Origin of the sequence: Kaistella jeonii (assembly GCF_000812865.1) — a bacterium.
Taxonomy (GTDB): Bacteria; Bacteroidota; Bacteroidia; order Flavobacteriales; family Weeksellaceae; genus Kaistella; species Kaistella jeonii.
Map to the genome: position 1 here is coordinate 84,940 of NZ_JSYL01000006.1, position 16,625 is coordinate 101,564.

20 protein-coding genes are annotated in these 16,625 nt (G+C 34.3%); 12 read left to right on the top strand and 8 right to left on the bottom strand.

Annotation, left to right across the window (positions count from 1 at the left end; all coding sequences use genetic code 11):
• Positions 1–160: 160 nt before the first annotated feature.
• The 6 genes from OA86_RS10030 (at position 161) to OA86_RS10055 (ending at position 5,375) form a co-directional block, all read left to right on the top strand.
• Positions 161–343, top strand: a complete 183-nt coding sequence (locus tag OA86_RS10030) for a hypothetical protein (protein WP_039352444.1) — start codon at positions 161–163, stop codon at positions 341–343.
• Positions 344–385: 42 nt separating this feature from the next.
• On the top strand, positions 386–1,162 hold the full coding sequence (locus tag OA86_RS10035) for a hypothetical protein (protein ID WP_039352454.1): 777 nt from the start codon (positions 386–388) through the stop codon (positions 1,160–1,162).
• Between the two features lie 11 nt (positions 1,163–1,173).
• Positions 1,174–1,347 carry a hypothetical protein gene (locus OA86_RS15695; RefSeq protein ID WP_156127378.1) on the top strand — a complete coding sequence of 58 codons (174 nt, stop codon included), beginning with the start codon at positions 1,174–1,176 and terminating at the stop codon, positions 1,345–1,347.
• A 227-nt stretch (positions 1,348–1,574) separates the two neighbouring features.
• A complete protein-coding gene (gene gyrB, locus OA86_RS10040) occupies positions 1,575–3,509 on the top strand; it encodes a DNA topoisomerase (ATP-hydrolyzing) subunit B (RefSeq protein ID WP_039352456.1) in 1,935 nt (644 codons plus the stop codon).
• A gap of 152 nt (positions 3,510–3,661) precedes the next feature.
• Complete coding sequence (locus OA86_RS10050; protein WP_039352461.1) at positions 3,662–4,471, top strand: PdaC/RsiV family protein; 810 nt, start codon at positions 3,662–3,664, stop codon at positions 4,469–4,471.
• Between the two features lie 52 nt (positions 4,472–4,523).
• Positions 4,524–5,375, top strand: a complete 852-nt coding sequence (locus OA86_RS10055) for a diacylglycerol/lipid kinase family protein (RefSeq protein ID WP_039352462.1) — start codon at positions 4,524–4,526, stop codon at positions 5,373–5,375.
• Positions 5,376–5,403: 28 nt separating this feature from the next.
• Here OA86_RS10055 and OA86_RS10060 read toward each other — a convergent pair whose 3' ends face one another.
• From OA86_RS10060 to OA86_RS10090, 8 genes are read right to left on the bottom strand one after another with little or no spacing between them, the layout of a single operon-like run.
• Positions 5,404–6,705: a cryptochrome/photolyase family protein gene (locus tag OA86_RS10060; RefSeq protein ID WP_039352465.1), complete on the bottom strand. Its 1,302-nt coding sequence runs from the start codon at positions 6,703–6,705 to the stop codon at positions 5,404–5,406.
• Positions 6,698–7,348: a MarR family winged helix-turn-helix transcriptional regulator gene (locus OA86_RS10065; protein ID WP_039352470.1), complete on the bottom strand. Its 651-nt coding sequence runs from the start codon at positions 7,346–7,348 to the stop codon at positions 6,698–6,700. Before OA86_RS10065 ends, OA86_RS10060 begins: the two co-directional genes overlap by 8 nt.
• 15 nt (positions 7,349–7,363) lie before the next feature.
• Positions 7,364–8,059, bottom strand: a complete 696-nt coding sequence (locus OA86_RS10070; RefSeq protein ID WP_039352473.1) for an SDR family NAD(P)-dependent oxidoreductase — start codon at positions 8,057–8,059, stop codon at positions 7,364–7,366.
• Between the two features lie 22 nt (positions 8,060–8,081).
• The gene (locus tag OA86_RS15550; protein ID WP_074781408.1) at positions 8,082–8,219 is read right to left on the bottom strand and encodes a DUF2256 domain-containing protein; all 138 of its coding nucleotides are present in this window, start codon (positions 8,217–8,219) and stop codon (positions 8,082–8,084) included.
• Positions 8,220–8,231: 12 nt separating this feature from the next.
• Complete coding sequence (locus tag OA86_RS10075; RefSeq protein WP_198410772.1) at positions 8,232–8,924, bottom strand: flavin reductase family protein; 693 nt, start codon at positions 8,922–8,924, stop codon at positions 8,232–8,234.
• Complete coding sequence (locus tag OA86_RS10080) at positions 8,854–9,090, bottom strand: TIGR03643 family protein (RefSeq protein ID WP_052257480.1); 237 nt, start codon at positions 9,088–9,090, stop codon at positions 8,854–8,856. Before OA86_RS10080 ends, OA86_RS10075 begins: the two co-directional genes overlap by 71 nt.
• 35 nt (positions 9,091–9,125) lie before the next feature.
• Complete coding sequence (locus OA86_RS10085) at positions 9,126–10,445, bottom strand: ABC1 kinase family protein (protein ID WP_039352481.1); 1,320 nt, start codon at positions 10,443–10,445, stop codon at positions 9,126–9,128.
• Positions 10,442–11,113: a TetR family transcriptional regulator C-terminal domain-containing protein gene (locus OA86_RS10090; RefSeq protein ID WP_039352483.1), complete on the bottom strand. Its 672-nt coding sequence runs from the start codon at positions 11,111–11,113 to the stop codon at positions 10,442–10,444. Before OA86_RS10090 ends, OA86_RS10085 begins: the two co-directional genes overlap by 4 nt.
• Positions 11,114–11,199: 86 nt before the next feature.
• On the opposite strand from OA86_RS10090, the gene crtID reads away from it, so the two are divergent.
• The 6 genes from crtID (at position 11,200) to OA86_RS10120 (ending at position 16,571) form a co-directional block, all read left to right on the top strand.
• A complete protein-coding gene (gene crtID / locus OA86_RS10095; RefSeq protein ID WP_039352485.1) occupies positions 11,200–12,669 on the top strand; it encodes a bifunctional phytoene desaturase/3,4-desaturase in 1,470 nt (489 codons plus the stop codon).
• A 4-nt stretch (positions 12,670–12,673) separates the two neighbouring features.
• Positions 12,674–13,519, top strand: coding sequence for a phytoene/squalene synthase family protein (locus OA86_RS10100; protein ID WP_039352487.1), 846 nt, complete (start codon positions 12,674–12,676; stop codon positions 13,517–13,519).
• Between the two features lie 44 nt (positions 13,520–13,563).
• Positions 13,564–13,977, top strand: a complete 414-nt coding sequence (locus OA86_RS15350) for a hypothetical protein (protein WP_126340437.1) — start codon at positions 13,564–13,566, stop codon at positions 13,975–13,977.
• A 1-nt stretch (position 13,978) separates the two neighbouring features.
• A complete protein-coding gene (locus OA86_RS10110) occupies positions 13,979–14,455 on the top strand; it encodes a sterol desaturase family protein (RefSeq protein ID WP_039352489.1) in 477 nt (158 codons plus the stop codon).
• Positions 14,456–14,661: 206 nt separating this feature from the next.
• Positions 14,662–15,147 (top strand): SRPBCC family protein, encoded by a 486-nt coding sequence (locus tag OA86_RS10115; protein ID WP_039352491.1) that lies wholly within the window; start codon positions 14,662–14,664, stop codon positions 15,145–15,147.
• A complete protein-coding gene (locus tag OA86_RS10120; protein ID WP_039352501.1) occupies positions 15,144–16,571 on the top strand; it encodes an SDR family oxidoreductase in 1,428 nt (475 codons plus the stop codon). Before OA86_RS10115 ends, OA86_RS10120 begins: the two co-directional genes overlap by 4 nt.
• The last annotated feature ends 54 nt before the right edge of the window (positions 16,572–16,625 follow it).

Genomic DNA, 16,625 nt, shown 5'->3' on the forward strand with positions numbered 1-16,625 from the left:
GAGAAATTACCCATCATTAAAACAAAAATCTACCTTTTTACAATTTTATTTCCTTTTCAGTTTTTATAATCTCAAAAATCAAATCTTCTTACAGGTAGTTTCATACGTAAAATTAACCTCTTCAAAACACATTCTACACCAAATTAAAAAACTCAAAATCATGAAAAAAATTACACTTTTATTAATGCTCAATCTATTTTGTTTTGCAAGTGCAATTGGAAATATAACAAGTAGTTCTATCTCGAAAAAGTTCGGGAAAAACGTCAATGCTTTAGTGCTTGAAAACTCACTTACCATCGACTTTAAAACGGGAGACGATAATCTTGACCACCGCGATTTTTAGAAAAATGTAGATGTAAGAATTACTTTCAACGGAAAACCTGATTTGTTTCTGGAGAATGTAAATAAAGGCGAAAACTGGCCAAACAATTCAGTGCGAAGATTCGTTTCGCCATTACCGGCAAATATTGTGGTAACCGACATCAAAACCATCGCTGTCATTCGGGGAAATGCAACAGGCTCCTGGAATAATGTAGATGGCGCAATGGCAGATAACTGGAATTTGGGAAAATTAACGGTTGTAGCAAATATTGCCGAAAATGGAATGATGAAAAGATATGTTTTAGCAGATTTGAAGGGAGTCGGCAGAATTCCACTTTACCGCTTTATCTATGAAAACAGAAATCCCTGCAGTTATTGCGGCAACACTTTCAATTACACTTTCCCTCATATTTATACGGCTACTACAACAACTCCCTCTATATCGACAAGAACGAATGCTAAATTGTCATTCACCATCGGTACGGGCGGAGATAATTTGGAAGGTGGCGATAATGACAATGTCAATATTACGATTCGAATGCGAAACAGCCCGCAGGTTTACGTTCTGAGAAATATCAATGCCAAAAGAAAATGGAACAATTTTACGGAAACAAGTCGTGTTATGGAAATCATGAATTCTGCCGCCATGGATTTTAATGACATTAAGGAAGTGGAAGTTCGTCATACAGGAGGTGGAGGTATCGGCGCAGATAATTGGGATGTAGATAAAATCTTCATAAGCGTTGAAAAAAATGGCGAAACAAAAATTCTGATGGATAGAGTTGGAACGCCTATAAGGAGATTTACCGGTGACAATAGAGCTTTAGTGGCTCGATTTTAAAAAGAAATACCATGAAAAACTTACTATTTTTATTCATTTTAATCTTACCTCATTCGTGCAGATATTGTAAAACTGGTTCTTCAGATACTTTTGGATCAAAGGTAAAAGTGACAAAAGCGATTGGAACATTTGATGAGTTGGGAGATGCAAATATTCAATTAAAAATTGATCAAAAAACAGATTAATTATTTATAACCATAGAAAACTTAGATTTTAAATCCTCAAAATATTTGAGGATTTTTTCATATAAAAGACCTCTAATTTTATGACTTTCTTAACTTTGATGTTATATCGAAATTCAGTATATTTGTGAGCCTTTTGAAATTATAAAAAAGACGGAAATTTCAGTTAAAATTTAATATAAATTCATTGAAAATGTTGTTGTAAAATTACTTCAACTAATAAAAATATTATGAGTCAAAAAGAATATACAGCGAGTAGCATCCAAGCTTTAGAAGGAATGGAACACGTAAGAATGAGACCTTCAATGTACATCGGTGATGTAGGTTTAAGAGGTTTACATCATTTAGTTTACGAAGTTGTTGACAACTCCATTGATGAGGCTTTAGCGGGACATTGCGACACCATATCAGTAATCATTCATGAAGGTGAAAGTATCTCTGTAAAAGATAACGGTCGTGGAATTCCAGTAGATTTACACGAGAAAGAACAGAAGTCAGCTTTGGAAGTTGTAATGACCAAAATTGGAGCTGGTGGAAAATTCGATAAAGATTCTTACAAAGTTTCCGGTGGTCTTCACGGAGTTGGTGTTTCGGTGGTAAATGCACTTTCAAATTCCTTAATTGCAACCGTTAAGAGAGATAGCAAAGTTTATGAGCAGAAATATTCTAAAGGAAAAGCCTTAGCAGATGTTACGGAAATTGGAATTACTACTGAAAGAGGAACCGAAGTTTTCTTTCAACCTGACGATACTATTTTTCAGGAATTAGTCTTTAATTACGATACTTTAGCAAGTAGAATGCGAGAACTTTCTTATCTAAATAAAGGGATAAAAATTACCTTAACAGATGAACGCGTAACAGAAGAAAATGGTGAATTTAAAAGCGAACTGTTTTATTCTGAAGGTGGTCTGAGAGAATTCGTAGAATACATCGACGGTAATCGTGAAAGTATTATGAATAGTGTCATTTTCATGGAAGGTGAAAAAGATAATATTCCTGTAGAAGTTGCGATGAGATACAACACTTCTTACACCGAAAATCTGCACTCTTACGTTAATAATATCAATACTCATGAAGGTGGAACTCACCTCGCAGGTTTCAGAAGAGCTTTAACGAGAACTTTGAAGAAATTTGCAGATGAATTAGGACTTCCTGCAAAAGAAAAAGTAGAAGTTACCGGTGACGATTTCCGTGAAGGTTTAACTGCCGTGATTTCTGTAAAGGTAATGGAGCCTCAGTTTGAAGGTCAAACCAAAACGAAATTAGGAAACTCTGAAGTTTCTGGTGCAGTTGATAAGATCGTGGGCGAAATGTTGAGCAACTTTTTGGAGGAAAATCCAAATGAAGCAAAATTGATCGTTCAGAAAGTAGTTTTAGCTGCAAAAGCGAGACAAGCTGCAAAAAAAGCAAGAGAACTCGTTCAACGTAAATCGCCAATGGGAGGAAGTGGATTACCAGGAAAACTTTCTGATTGTTCTTCCAAAGATCCTGCAATTTCTGAGTTATTCTTAGTCGAGGGAGATTCTGCGGGTGGAACAGCAAAACAAGGTCGTGACCGCCATTTTCAAGCGATTCTACCATTAAGAGGTAAAATTTTGAACGTAGAGAAAGCAATGGTTCACAAAGTTTACGACAACGAAGAGATCAAAAATATTTATACCGCACTTGGTGTTTCTGTAGGAACTGAAGAAGATTCGAAAGCCCTAAATATTGCAAAATTAAGATACCATAAAGTAGTTATCATGTGTGATGCCGATATTGATGGTGCTCACATTTCAACTTTAATTATGACTTTCTTCTTCAGATATATGAAGGAATTAATTGAAAATGGATATATTTATATTGCACAACCTCCTTTATATTTATTAAAAAAAGGAAGTAAAAAGATTTATGCCTACAACGAAAAAGAACGTGAACAAATAACGTTAGAAATGGCTCCAGACGGGAAAGGCGTTGAAGTACAACGTTACAAAGGTCTTGGGGAAATGAATCCAGAACAACTTTGGGATACTACATTGAATCCTGAAAATAGAATTTTAAAACAAGTTACGATCGAAAGTTTAGCAGAAGCTGACAACGTATTCTCTATGTTGATGGGCGATGAAGTACCACCAAGAAGAGAATTCATCGAGAAAAATGCTATCTATGCAAAAATTGATGTTTAAGATTTCTTAAAATATTTATATTAAACTGTTCAAATTCTTGAGCAGTTTTTTTTATCATAAAATTATTAATAATGTATGGCTTATTACTTTTTTGGTTTAAGAAATCTATTCTTAAAATTTTTTTAAATAAATAATTTTCATTAAATTTAAAAATGAAAAATTTCTTCGTCATTTCAATCACCTTATCCTTATTTCTATTTAGCTGTAATAAAGAAAAAAAAACGGTCGAAGCCGCTTCGAAAGTTAAGGAAAAAACAATTATTGTTCCTGAAAAATTTGAGGTGGATTCTGTAAAAGTTGATGATTCTCTAAAAGTAGATAAAAATCTGACAATTGCTTTTAGATCTAAGTTATTGGTTTTCAATCAAATTAAAGATTCAGCTTTACTGGATTCAGTCTATGCAAGAGAAAACATTCATTCAACTAATTATTCTAAAGCCAATCTCACTAAAGAATTAGAGGCTAAAAAAGCTAAATTTTATAAAGAAACGAAGGATGGCTTGAAAGATTGGAAACCCGATTTTAAAACAACCTGGAATAATAATTCTGACATGACGGTTTATTCCAATAGGAACGATTTGTTAACGGTCAAATATTCCGGGGATGGATTTACAGGCGGCGCTCATGGATATTACTACGAATTTTATAAAGTTTTTGATCTTAAAAATAATAAAACACTGCACCTGTCAGATATTTTGACGGAGCAAGATCCTAAAATCTGGAGTAGAATTTTGATGGATAATTTCCTGAAAAACGATTTAGGAAAAGGTCAGGCTGAAATGCTCCTGGTGAAAGAAATTCCATTAACAGAAAATTTTTATTTAGGAAAGGATCATCTTTATTTCCTTTATAATCAATATGAAATTACAGCTTATGCTGCAGGTCCGGTTTTGATTAAAGTTCCTTTTTCAGCTATCAAACCTCTACTGAAAAGTGAATTCAAAACCCGATTAGGATTATAATAATTTTGAAGAAAGTAAGTTTAATGATTTGCTTTCTTTATTTTTGTAAACCATGAAAAATGTAGCTTTTATCATCAATCCTTTTTCTGCAAAGAAAAATTATCAGCTTTTTGTTGATTCCTTAAAAAAAGGCGTCGAAAATCCAAATTTTTATATTTCAGAATCACTCACAGGCACTGAAAATTTCATTAAAGAGAATTTCGAAAATACTGATATTTTCGTAGCAGTTGGTGGCGACGGAACAATTTCCTCCGTTGCAAAAAGCCTCATCAATACTGGGAAAATTCTTGCTATATTTCCTGCAGGTTCGGGAAATGGTTTTTCTAATGAAACCAATTTTACAAAAAATTTAGATGAACTTTTAGCAAAAATAAAAGCCTGTCAATTTCGGGAAATCGACACTTTTAAACTTAATGATCAACTTTCAATCAATGTTTCGGGGACTGGTTTCGACGGAAAAGTCGTAAAGGAATTCGAAAAAACAAGTCGAGGTTTCAAAAATTATATTCAAGTTTCTATCAGGACATTCTTTAATTACAAACCAATACAAGTTCGATTCAAATCTGAAGTTTTTAAAAAATACGACGGTGAATATCTCATGCTAAACGTTGCAAATACCCGTCAATTCGGGAATAATGCATATATCGCACCGCATGCAAGCACAGTCGATGGTTTGGCAGAAATTGTTTTAGTGAAAAAATTTCCATTAACGTACGGCGCACTTTTCGCGGTCCGTATGTTTTCAAAAAATTTAAAAGAAGATCAATATGTAACCTATCTTTCGGTTCCGGAAATTGAGTTTAGTGTGAATACCAAAGACTGGCATCTGGATGGGGAATACAATGAGATCTCCTCTCCTATTCACATTAAAGTTTTACCAAAAAGTTTGAAAATTTTAGTCTGAGAAACCCTCGAGAAAAAAGCTTTTTAAATTATTCCTGCAAGCCTTTTTTATAGGTTTCGAGAGCTCGCAAACGTGCAAATTTATGATCAATCATTGGTTGTGGATATTCTTTAGTTCCAAATTCTTTGACCCACTTTTTGATATATTTAAATTCTGGATCGAATTTCTTTTGCTGTTCTTCCGGATTGAAAACTCTGAAATATGGAGCCGAATCGCAACCTGTTCCTGCACTCCATTGCCAGTTTCCATTGTTCGCAGATAAATCGTAATCCAGTAACTTTTCTGCAAAATAAGCTTCACCGATTCTCCAGTCCATTAAAAGATGTTTCGTGAAGAAACTCGCACAAACCATACGAACGCGATTATGCATAAAACCTGTTTCATTTAATTCCCGCATTCCTGCATCAACAATCGGATAACCGGTTTTTCCCTCTTGCCATTTTTTTAAACTTTCATCATCATAAAGCCAGGCGATTTTGTCGTACTTTCTTTTAAAAGATTCGTGAATAACTTTTGGAAAGTGATATAAAATCTGCATAAAAAATTCCCGCCAAATCAATTCTTTCAAATAAGTTTCGTTGAGGTGATTGGCTTCTGCCGCTAATTTCCTGACGCTTATTGTTCCGAAACGAAGATGAACACTCATTTCCGAAGTTTTTGTCGTAGGAAAATTTCGGGTTTCGTGATAGGTTTTTAAAATATCACGATTAATTTTTGGAATTTTAAATTCATAATCTGTTTTTTTGAAACCGATTTTTTCTAAAGTAATTTTCTGTTTTTCAACGTTAATAAAATGATGAGGGAGTTTCTCACTAGGATATGACTTGGTTTCAACATCATTATTATATTTTATTAACCATTGCTTTGAATAAGGTGTGTAAATGGTATAAGGCGTTCCATCGGATTTTAAAATATCATCTTTATGGAAATGAACCTGATCTTTAAAAGTATAAAAATGAATATCGTTTTCCTTTAAAAACTGATCAATTTCCTTATCTCTTTGAATGGCAGAAGGTTCATAATCTTCATTACAGAAAACGCTTTCAATTTTGGAATCTTTTACTAAATCTTTAAAAATATTTAAAGGATTACCATGTAAAATCTTAATTGCTTTGCCAGATTTTGCTAAATAAATATTAAGTGTTTCTAAAGCTTGGAAAATAAAGTCGACCCTTTTATCTTCTTTATTATCTAATTTTGAAAGAATTTCTTCATCAAAAATAAAAATAGGTAAAATATTTTCTGAAGACTCCAAAGCTTTAAAAAGCCCATGATTATCGGACAGTCTTAAATCTCGCCGGAACCAGAAAATACTAATTCTATTAGGCATTTTCTACCATTTTCAAAATTTTCTTTGTTTCCTCATTTCTTAAATTCGTGTAAACCGTATGATGGAAAGTGTTTAATTTCTTCAAAGAATTGAGTAAATGTTCCTTCTCTTCATGATCCAATTTTCCACACATGATTTTTGAAACCATGGTAATATCTTTCATCGATTCTGAAAAAACTTTTTTCCCTTTTTCCGTCACCGAAATTCGAGTACTTCTCTTGTCATTTTCGTCTGGACTTTCGACCAATAAACCATTTCTCACCAATCTTTTGATGATTTCGATGCCAGTTTGTTTTTCGTGGGCATTTTTTTCAATCAACTGCATTTTCGTCAGGGACGGATAATCCATTAATCTAAAAAGATAAGTAAAATCTTCATTCACCAAATCAGGATGATTCTCTAACGATTTCTTTATCAAATGCTTAGAATAACGACCCAGCATAATTACCTGTTTAGCGATTTCATTTTCAAGATCGAAAACCTCTAGACCAAACTTTTCGGTAAGGTTTCTTGGCGTTTCGCTTTCGTAAGCTTTCTGATTTAAATAAAGACGGAAATCTTCCAAACTGGTTTGATTCCCAGGTTGAACTTTTTGAAAAGTATCTAATTCTGATAAGATATCGATGATTAAATTTAATTCCATATTAATAATTTTTTGTTATAATTTTATATTTCCTAAACCGCCGTCAACTCCGATTACTTGTCCTGTTATCCAGGAACTCTTATCTGAAAGTAGAAACTCGACGAGTTGCGCGCTGTCTTCTGTTGATCCAATTCTCTGCAATGGATGACGTTTTGCCGAAGCCTCCCTTTTTTCCTCCGTTGAAAGTAGCATTGCCGCCAAAGAAGTATCTGATAGCGACGGTGCGATCACATTTACCCGGATTTTTGCAGCGGCTAATTCTGAAGCTAAACTTCGGGCAAAACTTTCAATGGCACCTTTACTTGCCGCGATCGACGTATGAAAAGGCATTCCTACTTTAGCCGCAACGGTACTGAACAAGACAATACTTGCGCCACCCGACTTTTTTAGAATCGGCAAACATTTCTGAATAACGCGAACTGCTCCCAAAAAATTCTGATGAAAATCTGCTAGGAAATCTTCTTCCGTTAATCGGTTAAAAGGCTTCAGGTTGATGGATCCCGGACAAAAAACTACGCCATGTAATTGGTCGGGCAAAGATAATTCACTCAAGTCGTCTTTCGCAACATCAAACTGAAAAAATTGAGTACCTAAACTTTCAAGTTCTGGTGTTAAGTTTCGCGAAATGGTGTAGAGATTTTCCTCTTTTAAAAGTTGCGCGGTTTTCAGTCCAATTCCTCTTCCTGCACCAATTATTAATATATTTTTCATCGCTGAATTTTATTTTTTTTATTTATTTATTCCTTTTGCATTTTTCACTGCAATAAATGACATTATCCCAATTTTTCTCCCACTTTTTTCGCCAGGAAAATTCTTTTTTACAGACGGGACAAATTTTAAAAGGAAGATTTACCTTCTTTACATTTTTCAAAGTGAAAACACATTATTTAGGTTTCGCATAAGGCAATTGTTCTAAAAACTGACTCGAATAATACGCATCTAAACCACCACTTAATAAAAGATTGTCTGGATTAACCAAACCATCTTCAGACAAACGTTTTTCGGGAATTTGAATCGACTCAATACTTCCGATAACCATGATCGTGTTGTTAATTTCAATATTTAAGATCTGTTCAAATTTCATTTCAATTTTAATGTCGGCTTCCTTCACAAAAGGCGGAAAAATTTCAAGTAAATACTCTGGTGTAAAACCTACAGCTTCAAACTCAGAAATATTTTTTGGATAACGAGCCGAAGTTTGATGTGCCTCTTTTATCCACTTTTTATCGATCAAATTAATCGTGTAAGAGCCAGTTTCCCTAATATTTTCTAAAGTATCGCGCTCCACGACATCGGGTCTTGAAATAAAACCAAATAACGGCGGATTCGCTCCCAAATGGATCACCGAATTGAAGATCGCAACATTTTCCTGACCCTCTTTCGACTTCGTTCCTATCAAAGCAACCTGCCGAATTCCGGCTAAAGAGTTGATCAGTTTGATCCGGAAATATTTTTCACTCTCCGACATCATTTCTTTCGTCATTCTAATTACAGCATCGCTCATCTTATCTCTTACTAATTTTATTTCCAGAGATTGATTTTTGTCGGCTGCACCGGAATCGATCGATTTCAGCATTTCTTTTGTGCAAATGCTTTTGGCTTACTCCCGAATTCACACGAGCCCGCCACAAATTGAAAGAACTTCTTTTCAGTTCCTTTCTCATCAAAGCGATCACGTCTTTTTCTGCCAAAGCAAATTGGTAAGTGATGGCTTCAAAAGGAGTCCGATCTTCCCAAGCCATCTCTATAACCCGGTCGATTTGTGCGTCGTCTAAAATCAATTTTTTATAAAATTTTTGTAATTATTAATCTTAACATCTTTCGCATTAATGTCATGCATCAAACTGTATAAACCGAAAAATGTTCTGTTCATATAGATGAAATGTTTGGAACCCCGATTTGCATTTCGACCTTTCATCTGGGTATTCTTCGCATATTTTTGACCTAAATCAGCAATAGCTTCAAAAAAAGTATTGTCTGAAAAATCAAAATTTTCTTCCTGAAAAGGCGTCGTGAACAAATAGAGCAATTCGTAAAAAATCTGAGTGAAAAATTCTTTCTCTTCCGCCGAATCGTCTTCTCTAATAATTTCCAGTTCCAGTAATTTCTGATCGAAAAATTCTTTATTATCTAGATTTTCTCTCAACGATAATTCAAAATAAGGCACATAAAACTCTTCCGGAATCGCTTTCATACATCCAAAATCGATAGCGATCAAAGTTCCGTCTTCTGAAACCAGGAAATTTCCCGGATGCGGATCGGCGTGAACTTTTCTCAAGTAATGAATTTGAAACATATAAAAATCCCACAAAGCCTGCCCAACTTTTTGCGCCATTTCCGGATCTTTATTCTGCTCGCAAAAAGTAGATAAATGCTTCCCGTGCATCCAGTCCATCGTGATTATTTTACCATTCGATAATTCCGGATAATAATTTGGAAAAGCCAGATTGGGTAAGTTTTCACAACTTTTTCTTATTTCTAAACTTTGTTGCAGTTCCAATACGTAATCAGTTTCTTCTAAGAGCTTATCTTCAACTTCTTTGAAATATTGATCAGAATTCTTTCCTTTGATATTAAACATCTTCATCGCAATCGGTTTAACCATGGCTAAATCGGAAGAAATACTGTCGGAAATACCCGGATATTGAATTTTTACCGCAAGTTCTTTTCCATCTTTCGAAGCTTTGTGAACCTGACCAATACTTGCAGCGTTTGTAGACTCTGCATTAAAACGGTCAAACAATTCTGTCGGTTTTTTTCCAAAATAATTTTTAAAAATCTTGACTACTAAAGGCGCAGAAAGTGGCGGAACCTGAAATTGAGAAAGTGAAAACTTCTCAACGTACGCAGCTGGTAAAATATTTTTTTCCATGCTTAACATCTGAGCGACTTTCAAAGCACTTCCTTTCAATTCTTTTAAACCGTCGTAAATATCAGAAGCATTATTCTTATTGAGGTTTCCTTTGGCTTCATCTTCTGTTTTAGTGATTTTTTCACCGTAGTATTTAAGGTAATTCACTCCGATTTTTGCTCCTGTCGAAATCAACTTACTTGCGCGTTCAATTTTACCTGTAGGGATTCTATCTAATGTTTTCATCCGTTATTTTTTACCTTTTCATTAAATAAAAATTTGCCCAGATCAACCAATTTCTTCAAAGGTTTTACATCTAAAAGTTCAAAACTGGTATCGACTGATTTCTCAATAAAAATGTCCGTTTTTTCGAAATTTGAACTCGTATCATCGAGCCAGAATTTAAGTGTTGCCATAAAATGACCCCAATACAATTCCTCAATTCCTTTGTTTTTAAATCGTTCGATTTTCGCCATACTTTCAGAAGTATTGTCCATCATCGGCTCTGAAATTTCTAAACTCCTCACAAATATTTGGAATTCTTTTTTCAAAGGCCACATCTTTTTGATATTCTGAAGGTCATTTTTCTCAGAATCTAAAAGATAAATGATTAAACTTCGGTTCATAGTTAACTGCTCAAAAAAGGTGTAGTAAAAGGAGAGCAATTTGTGTTTGGCACTTTGCGCCTGATAATTTTCTTCCTCAGAAATCAAAACAAGAGCTTGATTCATGAAGAATCTTAAATAATCGCCTTCTAACTGAACGAAATTTGCATAGTAAAAATAGAAGTCTGTTTCGCTGATCTGATTATCTTCACAAAAGGTAAAAACATTCAAAGGCTTTTTATTATTTCTCAATGCATAATTAGAATAGAGGTCGAGTATTTTTTGCTGAGAAGCATCTATATTTTTCATATCTTGTTAAATATTTATTGACAAATTTAGTAAAAATATTTTCTAATTAAGAAATAAAAGTATATTTTTGTTCTATTATTATTTAAATGAAAAAAGTAGTTATTATTGGATCTGGTTTTTCCGCAATTGCTTCTGCCTGTTATATGGCTAAAGCTGGTTATTCTGTGCAAGTTTTAGAAAAAAACGAACAATTGGGAGGGCGTGCTTCAATGTTAGAAATTGACGGATTTAAATTCGACATGGGACCAAGTTGGTATTGGATGCCGGATATTTTTGAGCGGTTTTTTTCAGATTTTGGAAAAAAAGTTTCCGATTATTACGAATTGAAAAAACTTTCTCCGGGTTACAGAGTGGTTTTTGGGAAAGACGATTACATTGATATTTCTGATGAACCCGAAAAAATCATTGCAAAATTTGAAGAAGTAGAGCCAGGAAGCGGAAAGCACCTGAGAAAATTCATGGAAGATTCTCGGAAGAATTATCAGATCGCAATGAAAGATCTGGTTTATAATCCCGGAAAATCGTTATTAGAACTGGTGAGTTTAGAAACTGCGACAAGATTAAATTTATTTGTGCAGAATATTTCACAAACGGTCCGTAAGAATATTAAAAATCCAAAACTTCAAAGTATTTTAGAGTTTCCTGTATTATTTTTGGGTGCAAAACCACAAAATACACCCGCTTTTTATAATTTTATGAACCATGCCGATTTTGGTTTGGGAACTTGGTATCCGAAAGGTGGATTTAATGCCGTTGCTTTAGGAATGGTGAAACTGGCGAAAGAATTAGGCGTTCAATTTCTGGTCGATCAGGAAGTTACTCATATTGAAACTTTAAATAATAAGGCGACCAAAGTAATTACAAAGACTGAAACTTTTGAAGCGGATCTCGTAATTTCCGGCGCAGATTATGCGCACACCGAAAAATTATTAAAACCGGAGCAAAAAAATTATCCCGAAGAGTACTGGAAGAAAAAAGTTTTTGCACCTTCCTCCTTTTTATATTATGTTGCATTTGACAAAAAAGTTCCGGAACTTCAACATCATAATTTATTTTTTGACACTGATTTTGGGCTGCATGCCGTAGAGATCTATGACGAACCAAAACTACCAACGAAACCTTTGTTTTATGCAAATTTCTCTTCTAAAACCGATCATGATTTATGTCCGGAAGGAAAGGAAATCGGCTTCTTCCTGATTCCTGTTGCAGTGGATCTGGAGGACAATCAGGAAATTCATGACCGGTATTTTGAACTGATCATGGATCGTGTGGAAAAAAATATTGGAGTCGATTTGCGCGACTCAGTAATTTTTAAGAAAAGTTTTGGGGTACAGGATTTCAAAGAGCGGTACAATTCTTGTCGTGGTAATGCTTATGGCTTAGCAAACACTTTATTACAAACTTCTATTTTAAGACCAAGTATCAGCAACAAGAAAATTAAAAATCTTTTTTATACTGGTCAATTGACTGTTCCGGGACCCGGCGTTCCACCAGCATTGATTTCTGGAAAAGTAGTAACCGATTATATCATTCAACATCAAAATAAAATATTCTAATATCATGAATAATTTAGAGATTTTCAACTCATTTTGCGGCCAGTCTTCTAAGATGGTTACCGAGAAATACAGCACGTCCTTTTACAAAGCATCGTCGCTTTTTCAACCAGAAATTCGCCAACACATCTATAATATTTATGGTTTTGTAAGATTAGCTGACGAAATTGTAGATACTTTCCATGATTATGACAAAGTAAAATTGATGGGCGAATTTGAGCAAAATTACCATTCGGCTAAGGAGAATGGGATTTCACTAAACCCGATCCTGCATTCTTTTTGTCTGACGCAGCGTGAAAAAAATATTCCGCAACATTTAGTAGATGCCTTTTTACATTCTATGAAAATGGATCTTGGCGAGATCAAAGATCTGAATGACGAAAAGTATAATGAGTATATTTACGGTTCGGCAGAAGTAGTTGGTTTGATGTGTCTGAAAGTTTTTGTGAACGGTAATGATGAAGAGTATGAAAAACTAAAACCTTATGCTCAAAGTCTAGGTGCTGCTTTTCAGAAAATTAATTTTTTGCGTGATATCAACGCAGATTTTATCGATTTGAACCGTACTTATTTTCCCGGAGTTGATTTTAAAAACTTTTCAGCTCGGGAAAAAATTGAAATCGAGCAAGATATTGCCAAAGATTTTGAACATGCGAAAATTGGAATTAAAATGTTACCAATTTCCAGTAAATTAGCAGTTTTTATGGCTTTTAAATATTACTTTAATCTGTTGAAAAAAATTAAAAAAACCAAACCAGAATTGCTTCTAACGAAAAGAATCAGAGTTTCAAATGCTCGAAAAATGTATCTTTTCGGAGAGATGATCTTAAACAAAAATTTGAATTTGCTTTAATGAAAAAATTGGTCCTATTGTTTTTCTTATTAATTTCCAGCTTTATGTTAACACAGAATTTGAAAGAGTATAGAACTTTAATTCAACTTGGCAAAGATTCTGAAAAATCTTCAATACAATTAATAGAGAAATCGACAAGCGCTTATAATTCAACCAAAGAACCTATTTTTTTAGGATTTATAGCCGTTGGTGATTTTTTTATGGCCAAACATGCTTTTAATCCAATAAAAAAAATTTCCTATTTTTCGCACGGCAAAAAAATGTTGGAATCAGCAGTAGAAAGGGATCCTACGAATTTGGAAATCAGATTAATGCGTTTAATTGCACAGGAAAACATTCCGAGGATCTTAGGATATCATCAACATATTGAGGAAGATCGTAATTTTGTACACAGAAATTATAAGAAGACCACCGATTCTGATTTAAAAACTTTTATTGTCGAATATTTAAAATTATAAAATGGAAATTTTAGGATATATTATTTTAACACTTTGCGTCTTTGTAACCATGGAAGGCGTCACGTGGCTTACTCACAAGTTTATCATGCACGGTGCAGCGGGTTGGTATTTTCATGAAGATCATCATCAACCGGGATATCCTCATGTATTTGAAAAAAATGATGCTTTTTTTGTAGTTTTCGCAGTTCCAAGCATGTTGCTTTTCTTTTTCGGAACCTGGAATGGATTGAACTGGATGTTTTTTGTCGGACTGGGAATTCTTTTATATGGAATTGCTTATTTCACCATTCACGATGTTTTAATTCACAGAAGATTCAAATGGTTTGAAAAAACGAACAACTGGTATTTGAGAGGCTTGAGAAAAGCTCACAAAATTCACCACAAACACCTAGGAAAAGAAGAAGGTGAATGTTTCGGAATGTTGTATGTGCCGCTGAAATATTTTAAAGAAGCTCGATTAGCGACCGTTAAAAAGTAGTTGATCAAACCTTTAGAGCTGAACTCTTTTCAAGACCAATAATTAAAGCCATCTCATATAATATTTGGCAAAGGAATATTGCGTTTAAGCCATAAACTTTTTGGTTTGAATTTGATCTAACGTCACTACAATAATAATCTCCTTTACATTAAAGTTGAGTAAAATTTGTAATACTCAGCAGAATAAAATTTCTTCTAAAAACTACCATGAAAATTAACATCGTCAAACAATCAGGAATCTATACCTTAACATCAGAACAGATTTTACCCATTTCACTGGAGAAAGCCTGGGAATTTTTTACAGTTCCCATGAACTTAGATAAGATTACCCCTAAGGAAATGGATTTCAAGATCACCAACAATCCGCCTGCGAAAACTTACAAAGGACAGATCATTACTTATAAAATCGGTATTTTACTGATGATCAAAGCCAATTGGGTAACGGAAATTACTCATTTAGAAGACCATCAGTTTTTTGTAGATGAGCAACGTTTCGGACCTTACGCAATGTGGCACCACGAACATCATTTTGAAGAAATTGGTCCGGAAAAAGTAAAGATGACCGACATCGTCAATTTCAAAATGCCTTTCGGGATATTGGGCGATTTATTTGGCGGAACTTTAGTCAAAAATAAGGTCAGATTTATTTTTGAAAGCCGCTATACCATTTTAGAAAAATTCCTAAAACCATGAAAATACTTCTTACAGGAGTCACGGGTTATATCGGCAAAAGACTTCTCATTCAACTTTTGGAAGAATGTCATCACATCGTATGTTCTGTAAGAGACCGTCAGCATTTTGGAGCACATCTTTTCAAAAATAATTTAGACCAAATTGAGGTTATAGAGAATGATTTTTTGAACAAGGATACCTTACACGATATTCCTAAAGATATCGATGCCGCTTATTATCTGATTCACTCCATGTCCTCCAGCGACGGCGATTTTTCTGAAAAAGAAAAAACTTCTGCAGAAAACTTTCGGGATGTTTTAGAGAAAACTCACGTAAAACAGGTCATATTTTTAACGGGAATTATCAATGAAGATAAACTTTCCAAACACTTAGAATCGAGAAAAAATGTGGAAGAGGCATTGCAGAGTTCGGTTTACGCCTTAACGTGCTTGCGAGCCGGAATTATTGTGGGATCAGGAAGCGCCTCTTTTGAGATTATTCGTGATATCGTAGAAAAACTACCGGTAATGATCACACCAAAATGGCTGAATACGAAATGTCAACCGATTGCAATTCGCAATGTTATTCAGTATTTAATCGGTGTTTTAGGAAAAGAATTTACCTACAATAAACATTACGACATCGCCGGAAATGACATTTTGACGTACAAACAAATGCTTTTGCAGTATGCTGAAATTCGAGGGTTGAAACGAACCATCTTTATTGTGCCTGTTATGACACCGAAATTATCTTCTTACTGGCTTTACTTCGTGACTTCCACAAGTTATTTTCTTGCGAAAAATTTAGTCGATAGCATGAAGATCGATGTGGTTGCAACTAAAAATGATTTGGGAGAAAAATTGGGAATTCATCTTTTTTCTTATAAGGAAGCGATACAAATGGCTTTCGATAAAATTAAGCAAAACAATGTTTTATCAAGTTGGTACGATTCATTTACCAATCAGTTTCATACCAGACAGGTTTGGCAATATTTAGAAGTTCCGGATGAAGGCTGCTTCAAAGATATCAGAGATATAAAAGTCGATGATGAAGAAGCGACGATCAACCGCATTTTCAGTATTGGTGGTACAACCGGATGGTATTACGCAGATTTTCTCTGGAGAATCCGTGGATTTTTAGACAAACTTTTTGGTGGTGTCGGTTTAAGACGAGGCCGTAGAAATATGACTGAATTAGAAGCTGGAGATTCTGTAGATTTTTGGCGTGTTTTGTACGCTGACAAAGATAAAAAGCGACTTTTACTTTTCGCTGAAATGAAACTTCCGGGTGAAGCTTGGTTAGAATTTAAAATTAAAGATGGCGTTTTGCATCAGGAAGCAACTTTTCGTCCGCTAGGATTGTCGGGCAGATTGTATTGGTATTCCGTTCTGCCTTTTCACGGTTTAATTTTTAATGGAATGCTGAAAAAGTTGGGAGGAAAATAATCCTTATTAAATCATAAAAACTTGCCGCTTTGTTGTATAGTTTTTAGATCTAAT

What these genes read in the sequence shown, in the direction of transcription:
- OA86_RS10030 (WP_039352444.1), top strand. Translation starts at nt 161, where the DNA reads ATGAAAAAAATTACACTTTTATTAATGCTCAATCTATTTTGTTTTGCA.
- OA86_RS15695 (WP_156127378.1), top strand. Translation starts at nt 1,174, where the DNA reads ATGAAAAACTTACTATTTTTATTCATTTTAATCTTACCTCATTCGTGC.
- gyrB (WP_039352456.1), top strand. Translation starts at nt 1,575, where the DNA reads ATGAGTCAAAAAGAATATACAGCGAGTAGCATCCAAGCTTTAGAAGGA.
- OA86_RS10050 (WP_039352461.1), top strand. Translation starts at nt 3,662, where the DNA reads ATGAAAAATTTCTTCGTCATTTCAATCACCTTATCCTTATTTCTATTT.
- OA86_RS10055 (WP_039352462.1), top strand. Translation starts at nt 4,524, where the DNA reads ATGAAAAATGTAGCTTTTATCATCAATCCTTTTTCTGCAAAGAAAAAT.
- OA86_RS10060 (WP_039352465.1), bottom strand. Translation starts at nt 6,705, where the DNA reads ATGCCTAATAGAATTAGTATTTTCTGGTTCCGGCGAGATTTAAGACTG.
- OA86_RS10065 (WP_039352470.1), bottom strand. Translation starts at nt 7,348, where the DNA reads ATGGAATTAAATTTAATCATCGATATCTTATCAGAATTAGATACTTTT.
- OA86_RS10070 (WP_039352473.1), bottom strand. Translation starts at nt 8,059, where the DNA reads ATGAAAAATATATTAATAATTGGTGCAGGAAGAGGAATTGGACTGAAA.
- OA86_RS10075 (WP_198410772.1), bottom strand. Translation starts at nt 8,924, where the DNA reads ATGCTGAAATCGATCGATTCCGGTGCAGCCGACAAAAATCAATCTCTG.
- OA86_RS10080 (WP_052257480.1), bottom strand. Translation starts at nt 9,090, where the DNA reads ATGGCTTGGGAAGATCGGACTCCTTTTGAAGCCATCACTTACCAATTT.
- OA86_RS10085 (WP_039352481.1), bottom strand. Translation starts at nt 10,445, where the DNA reads ATGAAAACATTAGATAGAATCCCTACAGGTAAAATTGAACGCGCAAGT.
- OA86_RS10090 (WP_039352483.1), bottom strand. Translation starts at nt 11,113, where the DNA reads ATGAAAAATATAGATGCTTCTCAGCAAAAAATACTCGACCTCTATTCT.
- crtID (WP_039352485.1), top strand. Translation starts at nt 11,200, where the DNA reads ATGAAAAAAGTAGTTATTATTGGATCTGGTTTTTCCGCAATTGCTTCT.
- OA86_RS10100 (WP_039352487.1), top strand. Translation starts at nt 12,674, where the DNA reads ATGAATAATTTAGAGATTTTCAACTCATTTTGCGGCCAGTCTTCTAAG.
- OA86_RS15350 (WP_126340437.1), top strand. Translation starts at nt 13,564, where the DNA reads ATGTTAACACAGAATTTGAAAGAGTATAGAACTTTAATTCAACTTGGC.
- OA86_RS10110 (WP_039352489.1), top strand. Translation starts at nt 13,979, where the DNA reads ATGGAAATTTTAGGATATATTATTTTAACACTTTGCGTCTTTGTAACC.
- OA86_RS10115 (WP_039352491.1), top strand. Translation starts at nt 14,662, where the DNA reads ATGAAAATTAACATCGTCAAACAATCAGGAATCTATACCTTAACATCA.
- OA86_RS10120 (WP_039352501.1), top strand. Translation starts at nt 15,144, where the DNA reads ATGAAAATACTTCTTACAGGAGTCACGGGTTATATCGGCAAAAGACTT.